General features: G+C 46.0%; 17 protein-coding genes. 5 read left to right on the forward strand and 12 right to left on the reverse strand.

What is annotated here, in order from left to right; all coding sequences use genetic code 11:
• Positions 1 to 520 precede the first annotated feature (520 nt).
• The 3 genes from NG796_RS03290 (at position 521) to NG796_RS03300 (ending at position 5,533) form a co-directional block, all read left to right on the forward strand.
• Complete coding sequence (locus NG796_RS03290) at positions 521 to 2,443, forward strand: adenylate/guanylate cyclase domain-containing protein (RefSeq protein ID WP_261204491.1); 1,923 nt, start codon at positions 521 to 523, stop codon at positions 2,441 to 2,443.
• 294 nt (positions 2,444 to 2,737) lie between these two features.
• Entirely contained in the window at positions 2,738 to 4,417 is a 1,680-nt protein-coding gene (locus tag NG796_RS03295) for an ABC transporter substrate-binding protein (protein ID WP_261204492.1), read from the forward strand.
• Between the two features lie 90 nt (positions 4,418 to 4,507).
• The gene (locus NG796_RS03300; protein ID WP_261204493.1) at positions 4,508 to 5,533 is read left to right on the forward strand and encodes an ABC transporter permease; all 1,026 of its coding nucleotides are present in this window, start codon (positions 4,508 to 4,510) and stop codon (positions 5,531 to 5,533) included.
• Positions 5,534 to 5,838: 305 nt separating this feature from the next.
• Here the strand turns inward: NG796_RS03300 and NG796_RS03305 are convergent, their stop codons facing one another.
• The 9 genes from NG796_RS03305 to NG796_RS03345 all read right to left on the reverse strand — a co-directional run bounded on the left by NG796_RS03305 (position 5,839) and on the right by NG796_RS03345 (position 17,238).
• The gene (locus NG796_RS03305; protein WP_261204494.1) at positions 5,839 to 6,582 is read right to left on the reverse strand and encodes a tetratricopeptide repeat protein; all 744 of its coding nucleotides are present in this window, start codon (positions 6,580 to 6,582) and stop codon (positions 5,839 to 5,841) included.
• A gap of 122 nt (positions 6,583 to 6,704) precedes the next feature.
• Positions 6,705 to 7,910, reverse strand: a complete 1,206-nt coding sequence (gene hpsP / locus NG796_RS03310; protein WP_261204495.1) for a hormogonium polysaccharide biosynthesis glycosyltransferase HpsP — start codon at positions 7,908 to 7,910, stop codon at positions 6,705 to 6,707.
• Between the two features lie 88 nt (positions 7,911 to 7,998).
• Complete coding sequence (gene hpsO / locus NG796_RS03315) at positions 7,999 to 9,171, reverse strand: hormogonium polysaccharide biosynthesis glycosyltransferase HpsO (RefSeq protein WP_261204496.1); 1,173 nt, start codon at positions 9,169 to 9,171, stop codon at positions 7,999 to 8,001.
• Positions 9,172 to 9,194: 23 nt separating this feature from the next.
• A complete protein-coding gene (gene hpsN / locus NG796_RS03320) occupies positions 9,195 to 10,187 on the reverse strand; it encodes a hormogonium polysaccharide biosynthesis glycosyltransferase HpsN (RefSeq protein WP_261204497.1) in 993 nt (330 codons plus the stop codon).
• Between the two features lie 79 nt (positions 10,188 to 10,266).
• On the reverse strand, positions 10,267 to 11,919 hold the full coding sequence (gene hpsL, locus NG796_RS03325; RefSeq protein WP_261204498.1) for a hormogonium polysaccharide biosynthesis protein HpsL: 1,653 nt from the start codon (positions 11,917 to 11,919) through the stop codon (positions 10,267 to 10,269).
• Positions 11,920 to 12,295: 376 nt separating this feature from the next.
• A complete protein-coding gene (gene glmM / locus NG796_RS03330; RefSeq protein ID WP_261204499.1) occupies positions 12,296 to 13,831 on the reverse strand; it encodes a phosphoglucosamine mutase in 1,536 nt (511 codons plus the stop codon).
• 199 nt (positions 13,832 to 14,030) lie between these two features.
• Positions 14,031 to 15,101 (reverse strand): glycosyltransferase family 4 protein, encoded by a 1,071-nt coding sequence (locus NG796_RS03335; RefSeq protein ID WP_261204500.1) that lies wholly within the window; start codon positions 15,099 to 15,101, stop codon positions 14,031 to 14,033.
• A 63-nt stretch (positions 15,102 to 15,164) separates the two neighbouring features.
• Positions 15,165 to 16,067, reverse strand: a complete 903-nt coding sequence (locus tag NG796_RS03340) for a glycosyltransferase (RefSeq protein WP_261204501.1) — start codon at positions 16,065 to 16,067, stop codon at positions 15,165 to 15,167.
• Between the two features lie 97 nt (positions 16,068 to 16,164).
• Positions 16,165 to 17,238: a glucose-1-phosphate thymidylyltransferase gene (locus NG796_RS03345; RefSeq protein WP_261204502.1), complete on the reverse strand. Its 1,074-nt coding sequence runs from the start codon at positions 17,236 to 17,238 to the stop codon at positions 16,165 to 16,167.
• Positions 17,239 to 17,861: 623 nt separating this feature from the next.
• On the opposite strand from NG796_RS03345, the gene NG796_RS03350 reads away from it, so the two are divergent.
• Positions 17,862 to 19,130, forward strand: a complete 1,269-nt coding sequence (locus NG796_RS03350) for an MFS transporter (RefSeq protein WP_261204503.1) — start codon at positions 17,862 to 17,864, stop codon at positions 19,128 to 19,130.
• Positions 19,131 to 19,187: 57 nt separating this feature from the next.
• On the opposite strand, the gene rfbD is transcribed toward NG796_RS03350, so the two are convergent.
• Entirely contained in the window at positions 19,188 to 20,057 is an 870-nt protein-coding gene (rfbD, locus tag NG796_RS03355; RefSeq protein ID WP_261204504.1) for a dTDP-4-dehydrorhamnose reductase, read from the reverse strand.
• Positions 20,054 to 20,602, reverse strand: a complete 549-nt coding sequence (rfbC, locus tag NG796_RS03360; protein ID WP_261204505.1) for a dTDP-4-dehydrorhamnose 3,5-epimerase — start codon at positions 20,600 to 20,602, stop codon at positions 20,054 to 20,056. The genes rfbD and rfbC overlap by 4 nt, the downstream gene beginning before the upstream one ends.
• Before the next feature lie 392 nt (positions 20,603 to 20,994).
• Here rfbC and NG796_RS03365 point away from each other — a divergent pair, with 392 nt between their 5' ends.
• Positions 20,995 to 24,027: an ATP-binding protein gene (locus NG796_RS03365; RefSeq protein ID WP_317619265.1), complete on the forward strand. Its 3,033-nt coding sequence runs from the start codon at positions 20,995 to 20,997 to the stop codon at positions 24,025 to 24,027.
• A gap of 74 nt (positions 24,028 to 24,101) precedes the next feature.
• Here NG796_RS03365 and NG796_RS03370 read toward each other — a convergent pair whose 3' ends face one another.
• Positions 24,102 to 26,126, reverse strand: a complete 2,025-nt coding sequence (locus NG796_RS03370; protein WP_261204507.1) for an HlyD family efflux transporter periplasmic adaptor subunit — start codon at positions 26,124 to 26,126, stop codon at positions 24,102 to 24,104.

Genomic DNA, 26,126 nt, shown 5'->3' on the forward strand with positions numbered 1-26,126 from the left:
TTGAGGGGTTCACAGATCCAGTTGTGAAAGATTAAACATTGTCCTAATCATTAAAGCGCTCTATATAGCCACCCTCAATCATTTTGGCCTAGAGATAGCGAGGTGGAATGCTTGCCCTATAAGACTTTCACTCTGGGATTCATTGTCAAATGGATAGAGAGTAGCTATAGTACAATGATAAGCAGATATCCTTTGGAAACCGGGACAGAATTTATGATATTCCTAGGGAGGTCAACCCGATCAAATCAAGACCTTTCATGAACTGCCCCTAGGCTTAAGGGGATGCGTAAGTCTGGCTGGGGTAACATTGCCATTAGGGCTTTGATCGCAGGGGAGGTGCTTCGGGTTTGCTCCCGGTGGATACCTTGGGGCAGATAAGGTTAAACCGGCTATGTTTGAGAACTTCAGGGTGATTGTTGAAGGGGTTTGACTCCACCAAAGAAAGCTAATCTTTTTAAGAGTATAGCAGTCTGAAAAGCTGATTCAATGATTGGAATAATATCTTATTTTAGTACATACTATGGCCGAGCAAGGTGCATCAGCAATTAACCCCCTAAATTTTTCAGAAAAGCCGGAATATAGCGCCGATATATTAATCGTCGATGATGTACCGACTAATTTAAGAGTATTAATTAATTTATTAAGAAAAAATAATTATAGCGTTAGAGGGGTGACCAATGGTGGGTTAGCCTTAAAATTTGTGGAAATTAAAAAACCCGATTTGATTTTGCTAGACATCATGATGCCAGAAATGGATGGATATGAAGTCTGCCAAATTTTAAAAGAAAATCCGCAAACCCAGGATATTCCGATTATCTTTTTAAGTGCGCTCACTGAAGGATTTGATAAAGCAAAAGCTTTTAAATTTGGGGCAATTGACTACATTAGCAAACCCTTCCAAGTCGAAGAAATTCTGGCGCGACTAGAAACCCACCTGTCTCAACGGGCACTGCAAAAGCAACTGCAAGAACAGACTGAACTCCTGGCTCATCAAAATCTGCAACTTCAAGCGGAAATTAATGAACGAAAATTATTAGAAGAAAAACTGCGGTCTGCTGAGGAAAAAATGCGGGCCGTTTTTGAGGCGATGACTGATATTGTCACCCTGGTGAGTATATCAGACGGAAATATTAGCAATTTGGATATTTTACCCAGTAATTGGATGCGATTATATCAACCCGATTCCGATATTGTGGGCCAAACTATTGAACAATTATTTGACTCAGATACAGCAGAAACCTGGTTAAATGTGATTGGTCAAGTCTTAGAGACGCGAGAAACTTTGCATTTTGATTACTGTCTAAGCGATCGCGGACAAGAGATGTGGTTTTCTGCGGCAGTGTCGCCGGTACGGGAAGATACGGTAATTGTGGTAGCCCGAGATATTAGCGATCGCAAGCAAGCAGAAGAAGCCTTAATCATAGCAGAAGAACGCTATCATAGTATCGTAGAAAATGCCATAGCTGGGATATTTCAATCCACGGTAGATGGACAGTATTTGAGCGTCAATCCGGCCTTGGCAAAAATCTATGGCTATGCTTCTGCGGAGGAATTACAACAGAGTATTAAAAACATCAACACTCAACTCTATGTTAATCCCGACCGACGCCAAGAATTTATCGAGTCAATTGCGGCTCAAAATTCACTGTCGGGATTTGAATCAATGGTTTTTTGTAAAGATAAAAGTATTATTTGGATTTCTGAAACCGCCCGTGCCGTTAGAGATAGTACCGGAAATATTCTCTATTATGAAGGCATTGTTTCCGATATTACGGAACGGAAGTTAGCCCAGGAAGCGCTGAAGTTTCAACAAAATCAAACCGAAGCCTTGCTGCTCAATATTTTACCTCAACCGATAGCGACTCGGCTGCAAAAAGGAGAAAATCCCATTGCGGATCATTTTGAAGAAGTGAGTGTCATTTTTGCAGATTTAGTCGGATTTACCGAGTTTGCTGCTAATATGTCTCCTAAAAAATTATTAGAATTATTAAATAAAATTTTTTCTCAGTTTGACAAGTTAGCCAAACACCATAACTTAGAAAAAATTAAAACCATTGGGGATGCTTATATGGTGGTCGGGGGATTACCTGTTCCCTGTGCGGATGCTATTTTTGAAGTGGCTCAAATGGCCCTGGATATGCAACGGGAGTTAGCGCAGTTAAATCAGCATACAGGACAAACCTTTGAACTGAGAATTGGGATTCATATTGGTCCTGCCATTGCGGGAGTGATTGGCATGAGCAAATTCATCTATGACTTATGGGGAGATACGGTGAATACCGCTTCAAGAATGGAATCCAGCGGATTGCCGGGGAAAATTCAGGTGACTGAGGCGGTTTATGAACGCTTAAAAGACCGATTTGAATTTGAACAACGGGGACTGATTTCTGTAAAAGGCAAAGGAGAAATGCTGACCTATTGGCTGGTGGGGAACCCGTCCTAATCGAGGGGTCCACAATCTTCTGAGGAAATCCGGATTTTTTCTTGAGGTAGTTGCCTGGATTTTCCAATGGGGGTGGTACTCTAGGGCGAAAAATTGTCCTGCCAGTTTATTGTAGAATCCATGCTAAACTTCAAGTCTATTCAGAGGTGAAAACAAATAGGAGAGAGGGTGGCAACCGGGAAGTTGTCCGGTGAACCCTTAAATCTGACCGAAAGCAAATAAACTAATGGGCGATCGCTTTTGTCACTTGAGAAACTTTCTAATTTTAGCTGATCAATTGTAGGGGAAGAAAAATTGAAGCCGAATCAGACCACTAGAGTAAATTATCGCAGTATTACCGGATCCATCCGTGGGGCGATCTTCGATCGCCACTGGCGCAAATGGGCTAAATTTGTGGGATTGTTTTCGATGTGCTGTCTTCTGGCGATTAGCTGTGGCGATCGCCCGGGAATGAATCAGAGTAGTGACCCCAATCGGATCTCCATTGGAACCACCGCCAAAATTAGAACCATCGACCCTGCGGATGCCTACGAAAATGCTGCGGGAATGTTGCTGTACAACCTAGGCGATCGCCTCTATACCTACGAAAGCGGTACTACCACCCTCAAACCTCAACTCGCCACGGCACTCCCCCAAATCAGCCCTGATGGAGTCACCTATACCATTCCTCTGCGTTCTGGCGTGCTTTATCATGACGGCACTCCCTTCAATGCCGAAACCATGAAATTTTCCCTGCAACGATTCATGGAAAATGGGGGTTCTCCCTCATCTTTATTATCTAATATCGTTGAATCGGTAGCAGCCAGTGGTGAGTATGAATTAACCCTCAAGTTAAAACAGCCCTTTGCTGCCTTTAGTGATTTGTTAACCTTTTCCGGTTTAGTTGCCGTCTCTCCCACTGCCTATCAAATTGGGGCGGGGCAATTTAAACCGGATACCTTTGTAGGAACCGGACCTTATAAATTGGTTAGCTATGGAACTGATTCTATCAAATTAGATGTATTTGAGGATTACTGGGGAGAAAAACCCATAAATACTGGGATTGATATTCAACAGTTTTCCAGTCCGGCAAACGTTTATAACTCCTTCCGTCGAGGGGCCGTAGACCTCACCTATGGCACATTAGACCTGGATCAAATTACCAGTTTAGAAAAGCAAGCCCCCGGCGAAGGCTGGCAAGTCATTTCTAATCGCAGTAATGGGGTTTATGTCTTAACTTTGAATATGAAAGATGAGGCATTAAAAAAACCAGAAGTGCGACAGGCGATCGCCTCAATCATTGACCGTCCCCTCTTACAACAGCGGATTTTCCAAGGGCAAATGGAACCGCTTTATAGCTTAATCCCCACCACCTTAGAACGGTATTATCAGCCGGTTTTTAAAGAAAAGTATGGGGATGGCAATTTTGCCCAAGCCAAACAACTCCTCACCCAAGCCGGTTACACCCCAGAAAATCCCCTGCAACTTCAGCTTTGGTATCGGTCCAATCTCCGGACTAATGCTGATGTCGCCGCTACCATCAAAGCCGTCGCTGAACAGGAATTAGGGGGAGCACTTCAAATCCAATTGCAAAGCGTTGAAGCGGCTACCGCTTACAATAATTTGGATAAAGGGGTTTATTCCATGTTTATCCTCGATTGGACGCCGGACTTTTTCGACCCGGATAACTACATTAACCCGTTTCTTTCTTGTGCCAAAGGGTCAGTTGAAACCGGATGTGAAGAAGGAGAAACTAAATTGTGGGGTTCGTTTTACTATAGCGATCGCGTCAATCAATTAATTGCGCGTGAACGCCAAGAACAAAACCCCGAAACTCGCCGCCAAATTTTTACGGAACTCCAACAAATTATCTCCGAAGATGTGCCCTTTATTCCCCTATGGCAAGGGAAAGAATATCTCTTTGCGCGTAAGGGAATCCAAGGCGCGACCCTCGAATCAACTCAAGCGGTGCCATTTGGAACCTTGAAAAAATAACGTCCATTCTGGGATGCTGGGATGCTGGAGTTTCCCTAAACTTCTCATCCCTCCACCCCCTACTAAACCCTAGCATCTCACATATCGCCCATGTCCCGTTCAAAAGCGCTTCAATCCTATATTCTCTTGCGGTTGCTATTAGCACCCTTGATGCTATGGACGATCGCCACCTTAGTTTTTTTGCTGTTGCGTGCCACCCCAGGCGACCCCATCGATGCAATTTTAGGCCCAAAAGCGCCGGAAATTGAAAAAATCCGGTTGCGAGAACAACTCGGCTTAGGTGCACCTTTGTGGGTACAATACATCCGTTTCATGGGAGATTTGCTCAGGCTAGACTTAGGCACATCCCTCACCACCCGAGGACAAACCGTGTGGGAAATCGTCGGTCAATATTTCCCCGCTACCTTGGAAATTGCCGTGGTAAGTATGGCTGTAGCTTTAATTGTCGGCATTGGGGTCGGGGTACTTTCCGCCTCTAATCCCAATACTGGATGGGATGTTGGAGGACGAATGTTTGGTATCATCACCTATTCTCTCCCCGCATTTTGGGTAGGGATGATTATGCAGTTAATTTTTAGTGTACAACTGGGATGGTTTCCCGTAGGCGCACGTTTTCCCAGTACCCAAACCCCACCCTCGGGACCGACAGGATTGTACCTGATTGATAGTTTATTTAGTGGAAATCTAGGGAATTTTTTCACCACCTTACACTATTTGGCCCTACCATCGTTGACCTTGGGAATTCTAATTAGTGGGATTTTTGAGCGCATTGTGCGGGTGAATTTGAAGCAAACGTTACAGGCGGATTATGTAGAAGCGGCTAGAGCAAGAGGGATACCGGAAACAAGAATTGCGATCGCTCATGCCTTAAAAAATGCCATGATTCCTGTAGTGACGGTGATGGGATTAACCTTAGCGGCTCTTTTAGGAGGAGCAATTTTAACAGAAGTGACCTTTTCTTGGCCGGGATTAGCCAATCGACTCTATGAAGCAATTTCCTTACGGGATTATCCAACGGTTCAAGGAATTGTCGTCTTTTTTGCGGGGATTGTGGTCATTGCCAGTATTGGAATTGATTTGCTGAATGCTTATATCGATCCACGAATTCGCTATTAAATAAAAAGCAATTCAACGGTAAGAAACCGGGTTTTTGCACCCATTTTCCCTAACTCACCGAGAGGGTCGAAAGCAACCCGGGTTCTCCACCCTTTATCTGTATCAAGAAACCGGATTTCTGCAACCCTTGTTGCGATTATAGCGGTTCTCAAAGGTGAGGTTCACTTATCCGGTCAAAGTCCCCCTTGACAAGGGGGATTTAGGGGGATCGTTCGGATTTCATCCCGTTGAAACCCGCTATATCCCCCATTTAGGAAAGAAACCCGGTTGCTCAACCTTGGGCGAGGAAATCCCCAACTCTGAAATTAATTAGAACGAGTACCCAGTTGTTGTAACAAGCGATCAATGCGACTCACTCCGGAAAAATTGCCCTGTCTCTGGAATAAATCTCGGGCAGTTTGTAAAGCTTGACTTGCTTCAGTTTTATTGCCTCCTTCCGATAAAACCATGCCTAAATTTCCGTAAGCTTCGGCAAAATTGGGATTAATTTCAATGGCTTCTTGGTAGGCGGATATGGCTGATTGGAGTTCGCCGCGATTGACTAAAATATTGCCCATATTATAATAAGCTTTATCATACCGAGGCTGGAGACGAATTGCTTCTCGATAGGCTGCGATCGCCTCATCGAACTCCTGTTGTTGTGCCAAGGCATTGGCTAAATTATAATGAGCAGCAGGTAATTGGGAATTCGTAGCAATGGCATTTCGGTAAGCGGCGATCGCCTCAGAAATTCGCCCCAGATTGACTAAGGCAACTCCCATATTGATTTGCGCTTCAGTAAAATTAGGATTTAGGCGAATCGCTTGCTGATAAGACGCAACTGCCCCTTCTAAATTCCCCTCATCTTGAAGTCTTGCGCCTTCGGTATAATACCGTTCAGCTTCCGGGAATTCGTCCATTCCCTGCGCCACCCAAACTACCCCTGGGATTTGAGAGATCTCCAAATTCTCTCTCATGGATGGTGCGATCGCTTGTACCTGGGGAGTTACCCCGAGACTCAGCAAAATTGCCACCCCTAAAGCTTGCCTGTAATCAGTGTTACTCCACATGAATCATTCCCCAAACCCTCGACTGTAGATCAATCTCTTTATTTTCAAGTGTAGCGAATAAATGCAATCGTTCTGAAATTTCAGCTATCGAGGGTATTTATCCCCGAAATAGGGCGATCGCCTTATTCTGGGGTGAGAATCTCCCTGTATGCCGCTAGAGTTTGTTGGGCGATCGCATCCCAATCGTAATGAGTCGCCGCATACGCCTGACCCTTCTCTCCGCGCTTCTGACACTCCTCGGGATTGGAGACTGCCTCTGAAAGCAATTGCGCGATTTCCTCTACTGTCCCCTCTCCCACCCAACCTGCACCCGCTTCCAGCACATCTTCCCAGATATAAACCCCCCGAGAAATACAAACTGCCGTTCCTGCTGCCATTGCTTCTGCTACTGCAATCCCAAAGTTTTCATAATAAGAGGGTAGTACAAAAATATCCGCTGCTTGCAGCAATGATACTTTAAAATCTCCCCGCACAAACCCCGGCAAACTTGTACAAGCACCTAAAGGGGAGGCAGCAATTTGGGCTCTAATTTTTTCCTCATACTCTGGATCTTGGGGATTACTTCCCGCTAACACAAAATCGAACTCTAACCCTGCGGTGAGTAACTTTTCTAATGCCGGTAACAATAAATCTAACCCCTTTTTGGGTTCAATTCTTGATAAAAACAAAACCAAAGGGCGTTCACCGGATAGTCCCAATTCCTCTCGAATCTTTTTCCCTCGTTGCTGGCGTTCCTCCCCTGTTAAATTCCCATCCATCCCCGGTAAACTCACCCCCAAAGGAATGATTAAATCCCTTGTTTTCACTCCAAACCGTTCTGAAATCTTAGCCTCTTCTGCACTCGTAAAATGAATCCCTGCCGCCCCGGATAAATTTCCCCGTTCCCATAGGGCTGTATAAATCTGCTTAAGTTGTTTTTTCTTACGCAAATCTGCCGGATCTAGGGTTCCTAACGGACGCAAAATATAAGGAATCTTCCGCCATTTTGCCACAGTTGCCGCCCCGGAAATCACAGGAGAAAATAGGGCGTGTAAATGAGCAATATCATACTCATTTCCTTGTCGATATAACCACCGTAATAAATCCACAGAAAATTTATAACGCCGAAAGGGAGAACAAGGAAAATAGCGGATTTGATACCCATCTTGTTCTACGGGACAGTTTAGGGGAACATCTAGGGGTGCTTGTCCTACATCTCCATTAGAATTAGTTGTTAATACCGTCACTTCTGCACCTTGTCGCGCCAGGGCTGAGGACAACCCCAACACCATTTGACTCGGCCCTCCATAAACCAGGGAAATAGACGGAATAATTTGTAAAATTTTCATCAATTAAAATAAATAAAAATTGATAGTTATTATTGACATTTTCCGGAAGAACTTCGCACAAAAAATAAAAATACTCTTTTTCTAATTTTTACTCTTTTAAAATTGTCTGATAAAATTTAAATTGCTGTTGAGCAAGCGCCTGATTCGTGTACTGTTCCATTACCCTTTGATAACCCCGATGAGCCAATTCTTCTGTAAATCTAGGGTTATCCATGAGTTGAAATAGGCAATCTTGCAATGCTTCAGCATTTCCTTCGGGAAAAACTAATCCAGCATCTTGAATCACATTGGAAATTTCCCCAGAATCTGAGCCAATTACCGCAACTTGACAAGCCATTGCTTCAATTAACACATGACCAAATTGTTCTTTCCAGCCCGCAGAAGTGAGGGTTTTAAACTTATCGGTTGTTTCTGATGGAAGAACCAAAACATTCATTAAATTAATATAACGCTGAACCTCATCATGAGGAACACTTTCAATCCAAATGAGCCGGTTTTGCAGGTTAAATTCTGTGGCTTTTTGCAACAAGGTTTCTTTTAAAGGACCGCGCCCTAATAATAGCAATTTCCAAGGCTTATCCGCTAAATGGGATAAAGACTGGAGTAAGGTTAGTAATCCTTTTTCTTCCACAAACCGACCGACAAAACCCACGACAAATTCATCGGGATGAATGGCGAGTTTGGTCCTGAGTTCCGGTTGCGTATGGGGACGAAAGAGGGTTTCATCGACCCCAAGTTGAGGCATGATTTTCAGGGGACCAGAATAGCCGCGATCGCGCAAAATTTCTGCCCCATCTTGATTGCCCACAATAATGCCATCGGTATGGCGTAAATTATACGATTCTAAAACAGAAACCGGCCATTTTAATTGGTAGGGTAGATTCCACCAAGTAAAGAAGAGATTTTTAGCTTTTAATCCTAATAATCGATTTAAAGTGATAAATTCTGAGTAGGCGATCGCCTTTGCACCCTGTTCCACTTGGATAATATTAGGACGCCACTGGCGCAACAAGGAAATCAAATCAGCACCAAAGGTCAATAGTCCTTGATTGTTCTGGCTAAAATTAGAAATTGGCATTACTCGAAACGACCCTTCTTCAAGAAATTGGGTTTCGATAAGTTTATTTTGAACCCCACCGGGACGCCATCGCCGAGGAACGACTACAGTCACCTCAATATCCGGCGCAAGTTGGGCCAGTTTTCGTAACTTTTCCCGGTTTAAATCAACAATATAAGTATGGCTGGCAACTAGAATTTTCACAGCATCTACAATAAATTAATAGGTCAGTTTTTTTGAGAATGGGCGAGTTCATCTTGTTGGCTGTAAATTTGTCCATCCTCAAAACTGGATTGCAGAACCGTACCCACAGCATTGAAAAATCCCAGGGTATAAAACCATCCGCGCACCAGGGTTTTAATGGGCGAACCACTTTTATTGCAGGGAGGATGACCCAGAACATGACAGTCGAACAGACGAGCGAAAAAGCGTAGACATTGGGAGAGGGTGAGATTTTTTAATCCCAGGAGAAAATGGTTGTGATAAAAGGTGATTTGATAACTAATTGAGCGAGTGCTAATATCATGACAGCCGCCGGTTTCTTCTCCTAAATGAATTAAGTGAGCCTCGGGTTCATACCAGATTTTGTATCCGGTTTGTCGTAATCGTAAGCAAAAATCTGACTCTTCCCGCACGGCGCTACCTCGGAAACGTTCATCAAAGTGTAATCCGTACTTGTCGAAAATCTCCCGACGGAAGGACATATTGCAACCGCGAACAGAAAGGACTTGCTGGGGTTTGACCGTATGCACCAGGTCAATATAATACCAGGCAATTCCCGGATCCATTGCTTCTGGGGGTAAATCTTCGATGGTTAAACCGCCACCAGAGTCAGCGAGTTTCATGCGATCAAAAACCCGTCCCGCGATCGCCCCAATTTCCGGTTTATCCAGATAATTGCGAGCATGAGCGTGCAGAAAACCTGGGGGAAGTTGGACATCATCATCGAGAAATAGAATAATTGCTCCGTGCGATCGGCGCACCGCATAATTGCGCGCACCGGGTAAACTCGCCCAATCCAGGCGCAACCACTGAATGCGATGAGATTCAGCGAGGGATTGCAGATAAGCATCTGTTTCCGGTTCATGGGTGGGGGTTTGATCGACCACCAGCACCTCAAAATCCGGGTAGTCTTGTTGGAGGACATCAGTGAGAGTCTCTCTGAGGACCTTTTCCCGGTTGTAGGTTGGAACAATTACAGAAATCGAGGGCAAAGACATGGAGTTCAGGGTTGAAAGTTTAGAGTTTAGAGGAGTGGAAGGCGATCGGCAAGGGAAACGGGCGGTTTAGGGGTGGGGTTTATTTCTTTTTCGGTTTCTTTTTAGATAACCCTTTTTCCCCAAGCAACCCAAGTTCCTCAGCTTCGAGTTTTTCTTGAGCCACCTCTCGATCAAGCTCGGGCAACTTGAACAGCAACCCGGCAAACACCCAGTAATAGACAGCAACCGGGTCTACATCGAGAGGATAATAGTAAGTGTTATAGCTGATAAACAAGATAAACACCCAATAGGATGCGCCATAACCTCGGAGATTTTTATCTTTTACAGACCGATAAGTTTTAAAGGCAAGATAGGTCAGAGTCGTCACGAAAATTAGAAACCCGATGACTCCCACCGGGCCAATTTCATACAGTAATTTAGGATAGTAGGTTTCGATGAGCTTTGTCTCTCCGAACATCCGAGCGGAGTTGGTGGCTCTGCCTAAACCATTCCCAAAAAATCCAGCCTGTCCTTTTGAGGTGAATTCTGCTTGGTGGGCGATAAAATCTGTGGGTGGAGAGGCATTCCAGCGGCTGACAAAACTATCGATCCGTTCCGTAACTACATCCGGGAACAGTGCCATCGCTCCAAATCCCATGATTGAGAGTCCGATGGCGATGGGAACAAATCGTTTCAGATTGGTGATTTGACCCGTGAGGACCAGCAGAATAACGGTCATAAGGGGGACAACCGCTAGAGCAATTCGTTGACCGGAGATCACTGAATTGACAAAAACTAAGACCATTCCCAGGAAACTGAGCATCTTCCAGATTAAGGAAGGCTCGTTAAAGGCTGAAGCAAAGGTAAAAAAGATATTGGCAATGAGGAACCAAGCCCACTGCCAGGGGGCGACAAAGGTCCCGGGTAAGCGAATCATATTCACCTCGGGACTAAACACCAGAGAACCTCCCACCAAGCATTTAGCATCGAGGGTGGCTTTAAATAAATCTGCGCCCACATAGCCTCTTGTACCCGGGCAACGACCCGAGAAGAGGAGCCAATACTGAACAACACCCAGTCCACAGCAGATCACGGCCAGAATGACATGGGTGCGCGTCAGCCACAGAAATTCTTTTTTGTTACGGATGAGATAGTAACTGCACCCGATCAAGGGAATATAGCCGAGGAAGACTTTCAGTCCCAGTAGTCCCATTGGAAGGGGCTTGCCATCGGGACGAGGGCCAAACTGCTGAGCACTGTTGACAAACAACAGAGTCATCAGGCAGACCAACAATAGAATGTTCAGCGCTGGACCCAGTTGGGGGGGAATTAGGAAGGGGAGTTTTTTGCGCTTGACTTCTTGGTACAGGGCGATCGCCCCGGGAATGTAAAACCCATCTTTAGCCAGTTGAAAGATGGCATTTCCCCCGCCAACCCAGTAGGTAATGGTCCCGGAGAATGGCATATAGAGGAGGAAGCCCCAGATTGCTAAACGGGGGTATTTGTAGGACAGTAATAACACGGTAACCCCAGCTCCCCCAGCGATCGCTAACTTGAAGTCTGCCACAAAAAAAAGTAGGATCCCGATCGCCGCACCCAGACCTCCATAGATCTGAAACGATTGAATCATAGCTTTGCGTTCGGAATCAATCTTCTTTTGTTGGGCAGCCAGTTCTTTTTTGCTTAGAGAAGGCGCTTGTGCCTCTTTATTGGTTGGGGACTTTTTCTTAGATTTTTGCTTGCTTTTTAACATATTCCGATGGTGAATCTTCCCCAGGAATTAGACCCTCGAACCAGCGGGCCTTTCTACGGACAGTCACACACACCCGACTCATCACTTCTTATTGATAACATCAAATCCACCCAGGCGGCTATATCGTGGTTCATGGGGTGGCGATCGCTCTGCTCACCTGGCAGATCACAGAACTACTCCGCCAGAAATTGCACCCCTGCTGACTCACCCCTTCCCTTGGGTGTTCTAGCCCCTACAGCCTGCCAAAGCACCTATTTTTAACGGGTCAACGGCTGCGATATTCTCCCCAAACAAAGAAAAGAAGACCCGATCGCTCGCGCCTTCTTTTCTAAATTTATTCCGATTTAAGGATATAACTTAGCCGTATAATTTGACTCTAAGCGGCCAAATGTTGCTCAACAACTCGAACTAAATTGTCGGTCCAATAATTCGCTAGTTCCGCCGTTGCGGCTTCCACCATCACCCGAATCAAGGGTTCCGTACCGGAAGCGCGAACTAAAATCCGACCCTGATCCCCCATTGCTGTAGTTGCGCGATCAATCGCAATTTGTACGGGTTCGCAACTTTCCCAATCCATGCGGCGATCGCGGTCTTCTACCCGCACATTCCGTAACAGTTGTGGATAGGTTTGAAAACTTTCATCCACCATCTGCGCCAGGGAACCGCCATTTTGTCTCACCACCGTTGCTAGATGAATCGCGGTCATGACGCCATCTCCTGTTACTCCATAGTGGCGACAGAGGATGTGACCCGATTGTTCACCGCCTAACATGGACCCGGTACGCAGCATTTCTGCATGGACGTGCTGATCGCCGACGGGAGTTCGCAGGAGTTTACCGCCCAATTTTTCCCAGGCGCGTTCAAAGCCTAAGTTAGACATTACCGTAGCAACAATGGTTGAATCCGGGAGTTGACCGGACTGCTCTAGGGTATGTCCCCACAAATATAGAATATAATCCCCATCAATTGGGCGGCCTCTATCATCCACCCCTAAGACGCGATCGGCATCACCATCAAAAGCAAATCCCATATCGGCATTGTAAGCCTTGACCGAGGATTGCAGAACATCCAGATGGGTGGAACCGCAGCCGACATTAATCCGATCGCCATCGGGGCGATCGTGCAAGCAGATAATTTCCGCCCCCAATGCCTGAAACACTTCCGGGGCCAACATCGCCGCCGCACCCCAGGCCAAATCTAAAACAATCCGCATTCCCTGTAATGGCAATTCCTCAGTTCCATTGCCATAAATCAACGGGAGTTGTAAGGCTTTGGCATAATCCGCCACTAACTCGGGCCGATAATATTGATGTCCCCAGGCCCCAGTTCCATTCCCGGAGTCCATCTGCCCTCGGATACCGGCTTCAATCAGTTTTTGCACTACAGCCGGTAGTTTCGTCCCGTCGGATCCAAAAAACTTAATTCCATTATCCCCCGGGGGATTGTGACTGGCGGAAATCATCACCCCGCCAATGGCTTCAGAAACGCTCGTTAAGTAAGCAACGCAGGGGGTCGGACATAAGCCCAAATTCCACACTTCTAATCCTGCCGAGGTTAGCCCCGCAGTGAGGGCCATTGCTAACATATCGCTAGAATTTCGAGAATCTTGTCCTAAAATAATTGGACCCGTTGTCCCACTTTGGGCTTTCAGGACCTGACCTGCCCAAAATCCGACCTGCAAGGCGAGGGGTGCATTCAGAAAATCTCCCACTCGTCCGCGAATTCCATCGGTCCCAAATAAGGGAGTATTGGGCAGATAAATTCCCGTTTCTACCACGCTGAGGCGATTGATGACCTCTTTACCCACAATAGGTTTGGGGTTTTGTACTGATTTAGACCCATTCACCCCGGCGAGGGTTAAGGATGAGCCGTTTGATCCCGAGCCTTGCGTCCAGGCTGGAGTTGTTACCATAAATTTATTGACTCCACACACACACCAATATATAGATTCACTGTGGAGAATAGCATTTCCACAGAAATATCCTACTAAACAAGAGTAAAAAGCTGAAATCCGGAGTTAAGCCGGTTAAGAGTCTCAAGATAGTAAGGATCACGGATGAATGATCAAGGATGAATTGTCGGGATTTTGTTCATCCTTGACATTCATCCTTTTAAAGATAGTCTTTTAAAATTTCTCCTGTGGAGATTCCGGTTTTAGACCAACTAAATTGACTGGCACGGGCTAGACCCAGTTCCCGGAGGCGCGATCGCGTAGTTGCACCCAGGGCCACTGCCAGCATGGCACTGGAAATTTCTCGAATATTGTACGGATCAACTAAGATTCCTGCATCCCCGGTTACTTCCGGCAGCGAAGACCGATTTGAGGTGATTACCGGGGTCCCACAGGCCATTGCTTCTAAAACAGGCAAACCAAATCCCTCCCACAGGGAAGGAAAGACCAAGGCGATCGCCTGATTCATCAATACCGGCAATTTCTCATAAGGGACATATTCCAGAAATTTCACTCGTTCAGATAATCCTAACTCTTTGACCTGTTCCTGGAGGGCGGGAGTATAGCGCGGATCAGGAGAACCGGCTAACCATAATTCATACTCTGAACCCTCGGCGAGACTCGCAAAGGCTTCTATTAATCGATGCAGATTTTTATAAGGGTCACAGCGACCGACATAGAGGAAATAATTACTCACAGGTAAGTTTAAAAATTTAAAATTATCCGCATCATATCCCAAGGGAATCGGGGTAATTTTATCGGGCGATATTTTACAAAAATTACTAATATCCCGGGCCGTGGAAATGGAGTTGCAGACAATGTGAGTCGCTTGCTGCAAGACTAGGGGAATATAATAGCGATGATAATAGGTTAAGGGAGAGCGTTTGTTGGGAAAGCGCAGGGGAATAAAATCATGAACCATCACCACCGACCGACAGCTTGAAAACAAGGGGGCTTCGGGCACTGGGGAGAACAGCAGTTGCGATCGCAGGCTTTTATAAATTTTAGGGAGATGTTGTTGAGTCCACCACAACCGCTTTAGATGCCCTTTCTTTCCATAATCTGGGGTTAAATCTTCTGGAACTAAATAACAATTATAAGGAGCTAATTCCCGCCCGATTAATAAAGTCGGCTCCAAAGGGGTCAGATAAGGGACAATTTGATTCGCATAAGTGGTAATTCCCGTGGGTTGGGGAATCAAAAATGATAGATTAATGGACAGGGAAGACAAGAGCGTACACCTCGGATTTTTTGCGTGACGTCCAACTACAGGTCAAGAGCGAACACGAGTGTTTTATCCAAAGTAAACATCCGAACCTCTCAGTTTTAGGGCAGAGAGTGCAGATTGGACTAGGGGCGATCGCTGACAATATTGGGCCAATCCCGCAAACTTTCCCCAGGCAATCTCCGGCTTAATAAAAATTAGAATGAAGGCATGGGCAATTAAGCGGAACAATCGACCCATTAAAACTCGTTTTGGACTGTATTTTTCCATTGTTCTTAAATAACTGTAGGTGCTGTGTTTGAACTTCTGTTTAACCTGGGTATCTGCAATGGAAGACGGAGAATGAATCAGGCTTAATTTGGGCGTCACCCCAATAATATGGCCTTGGGCGGCATAGCGTCTGCAAAAATCAAAATCTTCATAATAGAGAAAGTAATCGGGGTCAAAAGTCGGACATTCCGAAAACTGTCCCAAATTAATTAATAAACTGCAACCCGTTACCCAATCACAAGGGACATAATCAAGATCCGCCTCCAGACTCAACAGGTTTTTTTCCAGAATTGCACCCTGACTCGGAATAAATACCCCACCTGCAAACCACAGGGTTCCGGTGGGTTCATAAACAATTGTACCTAAAATGGACACTTCGGGATTCGCGGCAAATAAATTGGGGACTTTTTCCCATCCTGCTGATCCCAGGAGGGTATCCGGATTGATTAACCAGACAATCCCTTGGGAGTTTTGCTGATACACCCAATCCAGTCCCAGATTGCACCCCGCCCCAAATCCGACATTCTCCCCAGACTCCAAAATCACCGTAGACTCGCGTTCCACCTGGTAAATTGAGTCATCTTCCGGTGAATTATTAACAATAATCACCTGATAGTCCAGGGTGGAACTGTCCTCAATGGATTGAATTAATTGCTCAACTAACTCGGTAGAATAATAATTAACCGTTACAAAATAAAGCACCTGGATTGAGATTCCATCGAGTGATTGACCAATTGAACTGGGAGGAAGGATAACCTATCCAAATTTTGATTTATCTTTTATCCTTCATCCGGACCGATTAGGGTAATTCAATTTGAGAATCATCACCAATCATAAACCGGAGGGCTTTGGGACGCCGGGGGGCGACGGTCAATTGTGCTCGTCTTCCAATCACACTATCCACCAATCGTTGATGAATGCCCATGATTTGAGCGCTATGCAACACCACACTATGTTCTAAATCCGCTTCGATTAACTTCACATGATCGGCGATGCTGCTATAAGGACCAATGAAGCAATTTTCCAAATAACAATTTTCGCCAATAATCACGGGACCGCGAATGGAACTGTTAATCACTTTCGTTCCCGCCCCTATTTGGACCCGCCCAATAATGTGACTATGGTCATCTACTTCGGCATGATTTTGGGCCACTAATTGCGTATCCAGAATGATGCGATTGGCTTCAAGTAGGTCATCTTTTTTCCCGGTATCCAACCACCAACCCTCTAGGGTACAGGATTCCACCAAGGTTTCCCAGTCGATCAAACGTTGAATGGCATCGGTAATTTCCAACTCTCCTCGGGCGGAGGGTTGGATATTGGCGATCGCCTCGTGAATCTGGGGCGAAAAAAAGTAAATCCCGACTAAAGCTAAATTAGACGGCGGGTCTTTAGGTTTTTCAACTAATTGTAAAACCTTCCCTTTTTCATCCACCTTTGCCACCCCAAATGCGCTGGGATTTAAGACGGGACGTAGTAGGATTAAAGCATCTAATTGTTCTTCTTTAAACTTGTCCAAAAACGGATTCAGGGGCCTTTGGATCAGGTTATCTCCGAGATACATAATAAACGGAACATCCCCTAAAAATGGCCGAGCGATTTTTACCGCATGAGCTAAACCGGCGGGTTGTTCCTGCAAAATATAAGTAATCTTCGCACCGAAGCGATCGCCATTTCCGGTCAGGGATTTCACCTCTTCCCCGGTTTCTGGACTGATAATAATGCCAATATCCGTAATTCCAGCGGCCACAATTCCTTCAATGCCATACCATAGAATCGGCTTATTGGCAACCGGCACGAGCTGTTTAGCACCGGAGTAGGTTAGGGGTCGCAGGCGGGTACCTTTTCCACCAGAAAGAATTAGTGCTTTCATCTCAAACGCCTCAAATCTCGCGGTCTGTCTCGGAGTTCCTGTCGCCAGTGCGGGGGATAAGTTCCCTACACTGAGGCTATTCTGCATCAGGATATCACCGAATGGCTTATGTTATTCGGCTGGAAAGAGCCAATTCAGGAGCGATCGCCCCAGAACTCGGATAGCGATTGGCCCTATAGAGCGGAAATCGGCTCCTATCGCCAACTTCAACCCTCTTAATCATGAGTGATAATTATAATTTTCTATTCTTAGAAAACTTATTGATAAAAACTAAATCAAGAAGTAATTTTCAATCTAAAACTAGAACTTAACAAGATTTTCTAATAAAAGATATTAAGATTTCTGATTACCAGCACCCTTCAGAGCCAAGCAACGGATGGTAAAATTATTGTCATAGTTTCTTGACTCTTTTAGAATCCTTTCTCGAAGAAATTGCACCCTTTCCCATAAAAACCCGATTTTATCGTCAAAATTTTCTGAAAGCCCTGCTAACTTTTAGACGTCAAACCCGGTGAGAGCGGGTGCAATACGGCTGCTTCCATCATGGAGGGAGTGAGCCTATTTTTTCAACGTTTTAATTCAAATACTCAGGGCTTGTAGTGAAGTTAAAAGAGCTAAAATTCATGCCAAATCGCCCACCAAATTTTGAGCAACGGCCTCATACTGAAGCAGCCGATCGCACAATTCGTCTGAAACAGCATAAAAATCTGTTTACCTTATTATCGATCGCTGCGGGTTTAATTTTTCTTCAGGGATACATGATCGCTCCCCTGATTCCCCGTTTAGCAGAAGTCTTTAATGTTCCGGTTCAGGAAATCGGGTTTATTGTCCCCACTTATATGCTATCTTACGCCCTGATGGCATTATTCTACGGGGTGATTTCTGATCGCTTTGGACGATGGCCTGTTATTCGTTTGTCCTTGGCAATTTTTGTGATTTGCACCGCCTTAACCGCTACAGCTCAAACCTCATCACAAATGGCAATGTGGCGGTTGCTCACCGGAATTGGAGCAAGTGGTGTGATTCCCCTGACTTTTGCATTAATTGCTGATTTATTCCCCTTTGAACAAAGGGGCAGTAAACTCGGATTAGTCTTTGCAGCAATGGAAGGCGGAATGGCCGCCGGTTCTGCCGGGGGTGCCATTTTGGAACCGTTTGTGGGGTGGCGATCGCTCTTTGTGGGAACCGCTATTTTAGCCGCTTTCGTACTCTGGCGGATGAATCGTTACGGTGACTTATTTGACACTTCCCCCCCAAAAAACCTCCCCTCTATTCGCCAAATATTTGGGGGATATCGTCAGATTTTAAGCAGTTTTCGGGGACAGCGGACTTATGCTTATGTGTTGTGGAATGGCATCTATCATTCCGGTGTTTATACCTGGTTGGGATTGTACTTGTCCCAACGCTATCAAATGGATGCTTTAACCATTGGTTTGACGATTTTAGGCTACGGTATTCCCGGGTTGCTATTGAGTTCCTTGATTGGTCATGCGGTGGATCGGTGGGGGCGTCGTTGGCTGATTCCGTCAGGGTTAGTCATGTCTGCCTTAGCTGGAATTGTCATGATTTTTGAAATTCCTGCCAATGTAACCACCGTAGCGGTTTTGGTTTTATCCTTGGGTTATGACCTGACTCATCCTTTATTTGTTGGAATTGTGACAGACTTAGGGGATGACAATAATTTGGGTCAAACAATGGGACTCAAAGTCTTTACTTTGTTTACTGGATTTGGGATCGGCAGCTTAATTTTTGGAGAGTTACTCAACTTTGGATTTGAGGTGTCTCTGACCATTTTTGGTGGCATTCAGTTGATTGCCGGTTTGATTGCTGTTCTGCTGTTCTGGCAAGAAGTTCCCTCTCAACCCATCCAACCCCTCGGGGAAGAGGGGTAAATATAGACAGAGGGAAGGGGATAAATGGCGGTTTAAAGTGCAATTCCCAGGGGGAATTTAACGGCTGAAATCTCGCAGCATTTGTCGGAGTCCCTGTCGCCAGTGAGGGGGATAAGTTCCCAAAGTTGCGGCGATTTTAGCCAGGGAGAGGACCGAATAGGCAGGACGACGGGCGGGAGTGGGATACTCTGCGGTAGAAATAGGCTTCACCCGCTGGATTTGTAGGGGAAAACCCAGGGCCTGGGCTTCTTCAAAGATGGCGATCGCAAAATCGTACCAACTGGCAACCCCGCTATTGGTGTAATGGTAAGTACCCGAGGGAATTGCCAACTGAATCATAGAGGCGATCGCCGCTGCTAAATCCCCAGTCCAAGTCGGACTCCCCACTTGATCCGTTACCACCCCTAATTCCTCCCGTTGGGACCCCAAGCGCAGCATCGTCTTCACAAAATTACCAGAACCCCCGGTACCATAAACCCAAGCGGTTCTGAGGATAATCGCATCTCCTCCCACCTGTCGAATTGCTTCCTCCCCAGCGAGTTTGGATGCGCCATATTGTCCGATCGCATGGGTGGCATCGGTTTCGCGATAGGGATGAGACTGAGTACCATCAAACACATAATCCGTGGACACATGAATCAACCGCGCCCCCAATTGATGGCACTCATCCGCCAGAATTCCCACCCCAGTGCCATTAATCGCCATTGCCAGTTCCGGTTCACTTTCCGCTTTATCCACCGCTGTATAGGCAGCACAATTGACAACCACTTGAGGTTTAACCGCTGCCATGACTTGACGGATCGAGTTGGGGTTGGCTAAATCCAGAGTTTGGCGATCGCACCCCGTCACCTCTCCCACCGCCTGAAGAATGGGAGACAATTCCTGTCCCAATTGACCCGTAATCCCGGTTAATAAAATCTGGGTCATGCAAACACTTCCGCATCTTTCAAACGCAGACCCGCTTGATCTTTTTCCGATAAAATCGGCGTGGCACCATTCAAGGGCCAATCGATGCCCAAATCTGGATCATTCCACAGAATACAACGTTCATGCTGTGGGGCGTAATATTCCGTGGTTTTGTACAACACTTCCGCCATTTCCGACACCACCAGAAAACCGTGAGCAAATCCGGGTGGAATCCAGAACTGGCGGTGGTTTTCGCCAGTGAGGAGACAACCGGCCCATTGTCCAAAGGTGGGAGAGTCTTTGCGAATGTCCACCGCCACATCAAACACGGCACCCACCACGACGCGCAGTAGTTTTCCTTGGGGCTGTTGAATTTGGTAATGTAGACCGCGCAGGACATTTTGACGCGATCGCGAATGGTTATCTTGGACAAACTCTGCGGTGATGCCAGTTTTTTCCGCAAAGGTGCGTTGGTTATAACTTTCCAAGAAAAAACCGCGATCGTCGCCGAAAACTTTCGGTTCGATAATCACGACATCAGCAATATCAGTGGGAATTATGTTCATTAAAAATTCTCAGGGATAGCAACCGGGAGTTTTCTGGTTTAAACTCAGCCGTTAGTCAATTTATCAGAATTGCTCACCTTTAAACCGCGCGGTTTAAAAATTAGCAGTTATTTTCCAGTTCGTTAAACTCTAAGGTGGAGTGGCTCAAAAGACCCATCCAGGGACTGTGTTAACCCGGTCATTTTCAAGGACACAGAGGGACCTGGAGGGAGGGCGCTATCGAATTGAAGGTTCAGGGTAGCCATTGGCGTTCCTGATCCCAAGGGGTCAAGGATCAAGATCGTGTACGTTCCTCTAGTCGGTAGTTTCCATAAACGCTTTCGCGTTTATCCTGTATGTTCATGGAATTATTTCATCAATATTTCGCAAACACCTTTTTAAGTAGAGGACCTGTGAATCTGGCTGTGAAAGCTCGTCTGCTGCCCTATCTTGCCGCATCAGTCACGGTGACGTTGCTGTTAGCTGGGGTTGGACTTCTGGACTATTCTGAACAACAGCGCTGGAAAGAGCAACATCGCGCCAATGTCCTGAATGAAGTGAGCGCCATCCGTGCCCGGTTAGAACAGGGATTAAACCAGCGGTTGTTTCTGGAACGAGGTTTAGTCGCTTATATTAGCGCCCTCAATTCCAACATTGACCCCGAGCAATTTGACAACCTAGCGCGGGTGATTGTCGCCAAACAAGCGGGAATTCGCAGTATTGCCCTGTATGAAAACACCATTGTTAGCCATATGTATCCCCTAGCGGGGAATGAGGCGGCGATCGGGTTTGAACCCATGAGTATTCCCTCGGAACGGGAGGCGATTTTGCGGGCGATTAATACCCGCAGCACGGTTTTGGCGGGACCTGTGGACCTGGTTCCGCAAGGGCTGGCATTTATTAGTCGCACTCCAATATTTTTGACCCCTCCCGGTGGAGAACCGGGCAGCGGAGCTTACTGGGGCATGGTGGGGATTATTATCGATCGCGATATTCTGTTTACTGAAGCCGGATTGTTCGATGCAGATTCCCGACTGAAGTATGCTATCCGGGGGAATGATGGATTAGGGGCTGCTGGCGGGGTGTTTTTCGGAGACCCCAAAATTTTTAAGCAAAATCCGGTGTTGTTATCAGTAATTCTGCCCAATGGATCCTGGCAGTTGGCAGCAATCCCCGCTGAAGGATGGCCTGCGATCGCCCCATTTTCCCGCTGGTTATGGACGGGAGGCTCCATATTAGCGCTGTTGGCCGGGGGTTTAGTGTTTATTTTGGTTAGTGCACCGGCAAGACTTCAGGATGCCGTCAATCGAGCCACTACAGCCCTGAGAAATAGTGAAGAGGCCCTCAAACAAGCGAATTTGGACTTAAAACACCTCGATCGCCTCAAAGATGAGTTTCTCGCCAATACGTCTCACGAATTACGAACCCCGCTCAATGGCATTATTGGGTTAGCTGAATCCCTCATTGATGGGGCCGCAGGAGCCGTTACGTCCCTCCAAGAGAAAAATTTAGGGATGATTGTCTACTGTGGATATCGCCTCGTCCATCTGGTGAATGATCTGCTTGATTTTTCCAAATTAAAACATAAAACCATTGAACTGCAACTCAAGCCCATTGGCATGAGAGAAATTGCAGAAATTACCCTCTCTATCTGTCAGCCTTTAATTGGAGCAAAAAATTTACAATTAATCAATGGAATTCCTGCCGATGTTCCGTTAGTTCTAGCGGATGAAAATCGGGTGCAGCAAATTTTACAAAATTTAATTGCCAATGGAATTAAATTTACCTCCATTGGTGTCATTGAAGTCTCGGCTCAGTTACGCGAATCTCTCGCCGATACTCCCGAGCCTTCTAACTATTTAGCGATTACGGTTTCAGATACGGGAATTGGGATTGCCTCGGACAAGTTAGAGCGAATTTTTGAGTCCTTTGAACAAGCGGATGGTTCTACAGCCCGGGAATATGGGGGCACGGGATTGGGTTTATCGATTACGAAGCAACTTGTCGAGTTACATTGCGGAGAAATTACCGTAGAATCCACGGTGGGAGTGGGGTCGCGATTTACCTTCACGTTACCGATCGCACCCGTTGAGACAACCGATGAGAAACTCAACCATTCCCCATCAGTTACCACTCCAATTATCAAGGAAGAACGGCAGGTAGTCGCCTTTGATTCTTCCGGTAAAGCACCGATTTCACCCGAGGAATCAATGGGGACTTTAACTCTCTTAAATGGAGAAGAAAATTCAGAACAATTTAAAATTTTAATCGTGGATGATGAGCCGATTAATTTGCAAGTTTTGGTCAATCATCTTTCTCTCCACAATTATGCCATTACTCAAGCTTCTAACGGCTTGGATGCCTTAGAGGTGATTGAGCGTGGGTTTAAGCCGGATTTGATATTACTGGATGTGATGATGCCCAAAATGACGGGGTTAGAAGTCTGTCAAAAATTGCGGGATGTGTTTCCCGCGACTGAAGTCCCGATTTTGATGTTAACGGCTAAGACTCAAATTGATGTCCTGGTTGAAGGGTTTGGATCTGGGGCAAATGATTATTTGACCAAACCCATTTCCAAAAATGAATTATTGGCCCGGATTAAGACTCATTTAAGACTTTCACATATCAACTTAGCTTATAGTCGATTTGTTCCCCGAGAATTCTTACAAATGTTGAATAAAGAAAGCATTATTGATGTCAAATTGAGCGATAGTGTGAATCAATCCATGTCAATTTTATTTTCAGATATTCGAGATTTTACCCCCTTAAGTGAACGAATGACACCGGAAGAGACATTTAAGTTTATTAATGCTTATTTGTCGCGGATGGAACCGGCGATCGCCGCCAATAATGGGTTTATTGATAAATATATTGGCGATGCAATTATGGCTTTATTTAATGGGGAAGCTGATGATGCCGTACAAGCGGGAATTGCCATGATCCGCAGTCTCGGGGAATATAACCGCGATCGCCTCGCCTTGGGAGAACAGCCGATTAAAATTGGCATTGGCATCAATACCGGCGATTTAATGTTAGGAACCGTTGGCGGAAAAACTCGCATGGATGGAACGGCGATCGGAGATGCCGTCAACTTAGCCTCCCGAATCGAAGGACTGACCAAAAAATATCAGGTTTCCTTATTAATTTCTGACCGCACCTTTTCCCGGTTAAAAAATCCTAATCACTACGGAATTCGTAAAATTGATACGGTGCAAGTCAAAGGGAAATCAGAATTAGTCACCGTCTATGAAGTATTTGATGCCGACCCCCCAGACCTGAAAGTTTCCAAGCTAGAGACAAAACAAGACTTTGAAACGGCCTTATTTTATTACAACCAGAACTCACCGGAGGAAGCTCAGGAACTCTTTGAACGGTGTTTGTGCAAAAATCCCGAGGATAAAGTCGCCCAGATTTATCGCGATCGCACCCAAGAACAGTTATCCTAAAAAAAACCGAAATAGAAGTGTCAAGCATCCACCCGCTTCCGTTCAACTTGACACTTCTTCTCCTAGACGGAACATTATTTAACCGTCTCAATACTGCGGGTCTTATTCGTCATCCGGCTCAAGAAAATCTGGAGCACACTGCGTTTGCCAATTTTAATATTACCTTGCACTGCCATACCAGACTGGAGACTGACTTGCAGTCCATTATCCAACAAAAACTTTTCACTATCTAAAGTAATCGTTGCCGGGAAGGCATAAAAGCGTCGAGTTTCATCGGGAGGCAACACATCCGAACCAATCGAGGTGAGGACACCCCGAACCGTACCATATTCCGTAGCTGGGAAGGCTTCAATACTAATCTCAACCGGCACTCCCGCTTGACCATCTTCTTGACTCTTCCGCAGAGCATCTAACACCATCGCAATATCTTGGTTTTGGATGTAAACCGATGCTTCCAACTCATTATTTGGAACAATTTTTAAGATCGCTTCCGGGGATTGAGCAAGGGTGACATATCCAGGAGAATTGGGTTTCAAATCAAACACATACCCATCAACCGGAGCCTTGAGTTCTTGATATTGGAGTTCCAGATTAGCCTTAGCTAACTGTCCATCAATTTGGGAAATTCGCTTGTCATTTTCTAGTTTTAAGCGGCTGAGTTGTCCATTGATATCCGCAATTCGTTTTTGATTGTCGGCGATGCGGGTTAACACATCGCGCTGGGAAATGGCGCGGGTATTTTGGACCTCTTGACGCGATCGCGACATCGCCACATTCAGCCGTTCTTGTTCACTCAAGAGGCGATCGACCTCTCCAGAACGAGACAGCACTTCATTTTGCAGGCGCAAAATTTCTCCTTCCCTTGCGGCAATCTCATTTTCAGCCCGTAAAATTTCTGATTCCCGCGACCCAATTTCATTTTGAAATCGCAACAGTTCCTCTTCCCGGCGGGCAATCTCATCTTCACTTCGCAGGACCTCCGCTTCCCGCGAGGAAATTTCATTTTGCTGGGTTAGAATTTGGGCTTCCTGGGCGGCGAGTTGTTGCTGACGACTCAATAATTCCGCTTCCCGGTTAGAGACTTCCGCTTGAGAGCGCAAAATTTCTTGTTCCTGGCGCTCTTCTTGCAGTTCAGACAATGCCCCTTCTGCCACCACAGGTTGAATCCGGCCCATAATACTTTGATTGACTGCCAGACCCTGTTTTGCGGTTTCCAGTTGTGCTAGAGCCGTAGGAATTTGGCGACGGGCGGTTTCGAGTTGTTCCAGGGCCCTGGGTAATTGGCGACGGGCATTTTCTAACCGTTCCCGCGCCTTCGGCAGGTCTTGTTTAGCATTTTCTAGCCGTTGTTGCGAGGCTACATATTGTTGTCTAGCATTCTGTAGTTGGTCAATCACATTAGGCAATTGCCGCTGCGCAGTATCTAATTGTCTGCGGGCGGTTTCTAATTGTCCTTGGGAGATGGCAATTTGACCTTGAACGTTAGGAATTTGATTGTTCACCTGGTTGAGTTGTTTTTCCAACTCATCTACTCGCAAGGAAACTGATTGTTCCCGAGACTGAGATTCATTTCGAGAAGCGATCAGCAATTGCTGTTGATTGAGGTCGAAATCCCCTCCATTGCTGGCGACAGCGGCCCCATTGAGTTGTGCTTGTAAAAATTGAGTTTCAGAAATTAAATTGGCTCGGAGTTTGGTCAGATTTTCCAGTTCTGAACCCGATTCACCCACGGTATTCCCACTGAGTGCCGCTGTAAAAAACTGGTTTTCTCGCATCAAGGCATCTCGTTGTTGCTTGAGAGACTCAACATCCGCTTCTGGACTGGTCGGGTCCAAGGTTACCAAGAGTTGGCCTTTTTTTACCAACTGGCCGCCTTTAACGTGAATTTCGCGCACCACACCACTGGTAGGGGGTTTCACTTCAACGACAGCACCTTGGGGTTCTAATTTACCCGAGGTGGGAACAGATTGATCGATTTGCGCCCAAGCAGCCCAAGCGACGCCCGAAGCGGTCATCCCCATAATTAACCAGATGAAGACACTAGACCAAATCGGGGGGCGTTCTAAAATAACAGGTTGGTCGAAAACTGCTGATTTCAT

It is taken from the genome of Laspinema sp. D2d (genome assembly GCF_025370755.1).
Taxonomy (GTDB): Bacteria; Cyanobacteriota; Cyanobacteriia; order Cyanobacteriales; family Laspinemataceae; genus Laspinema.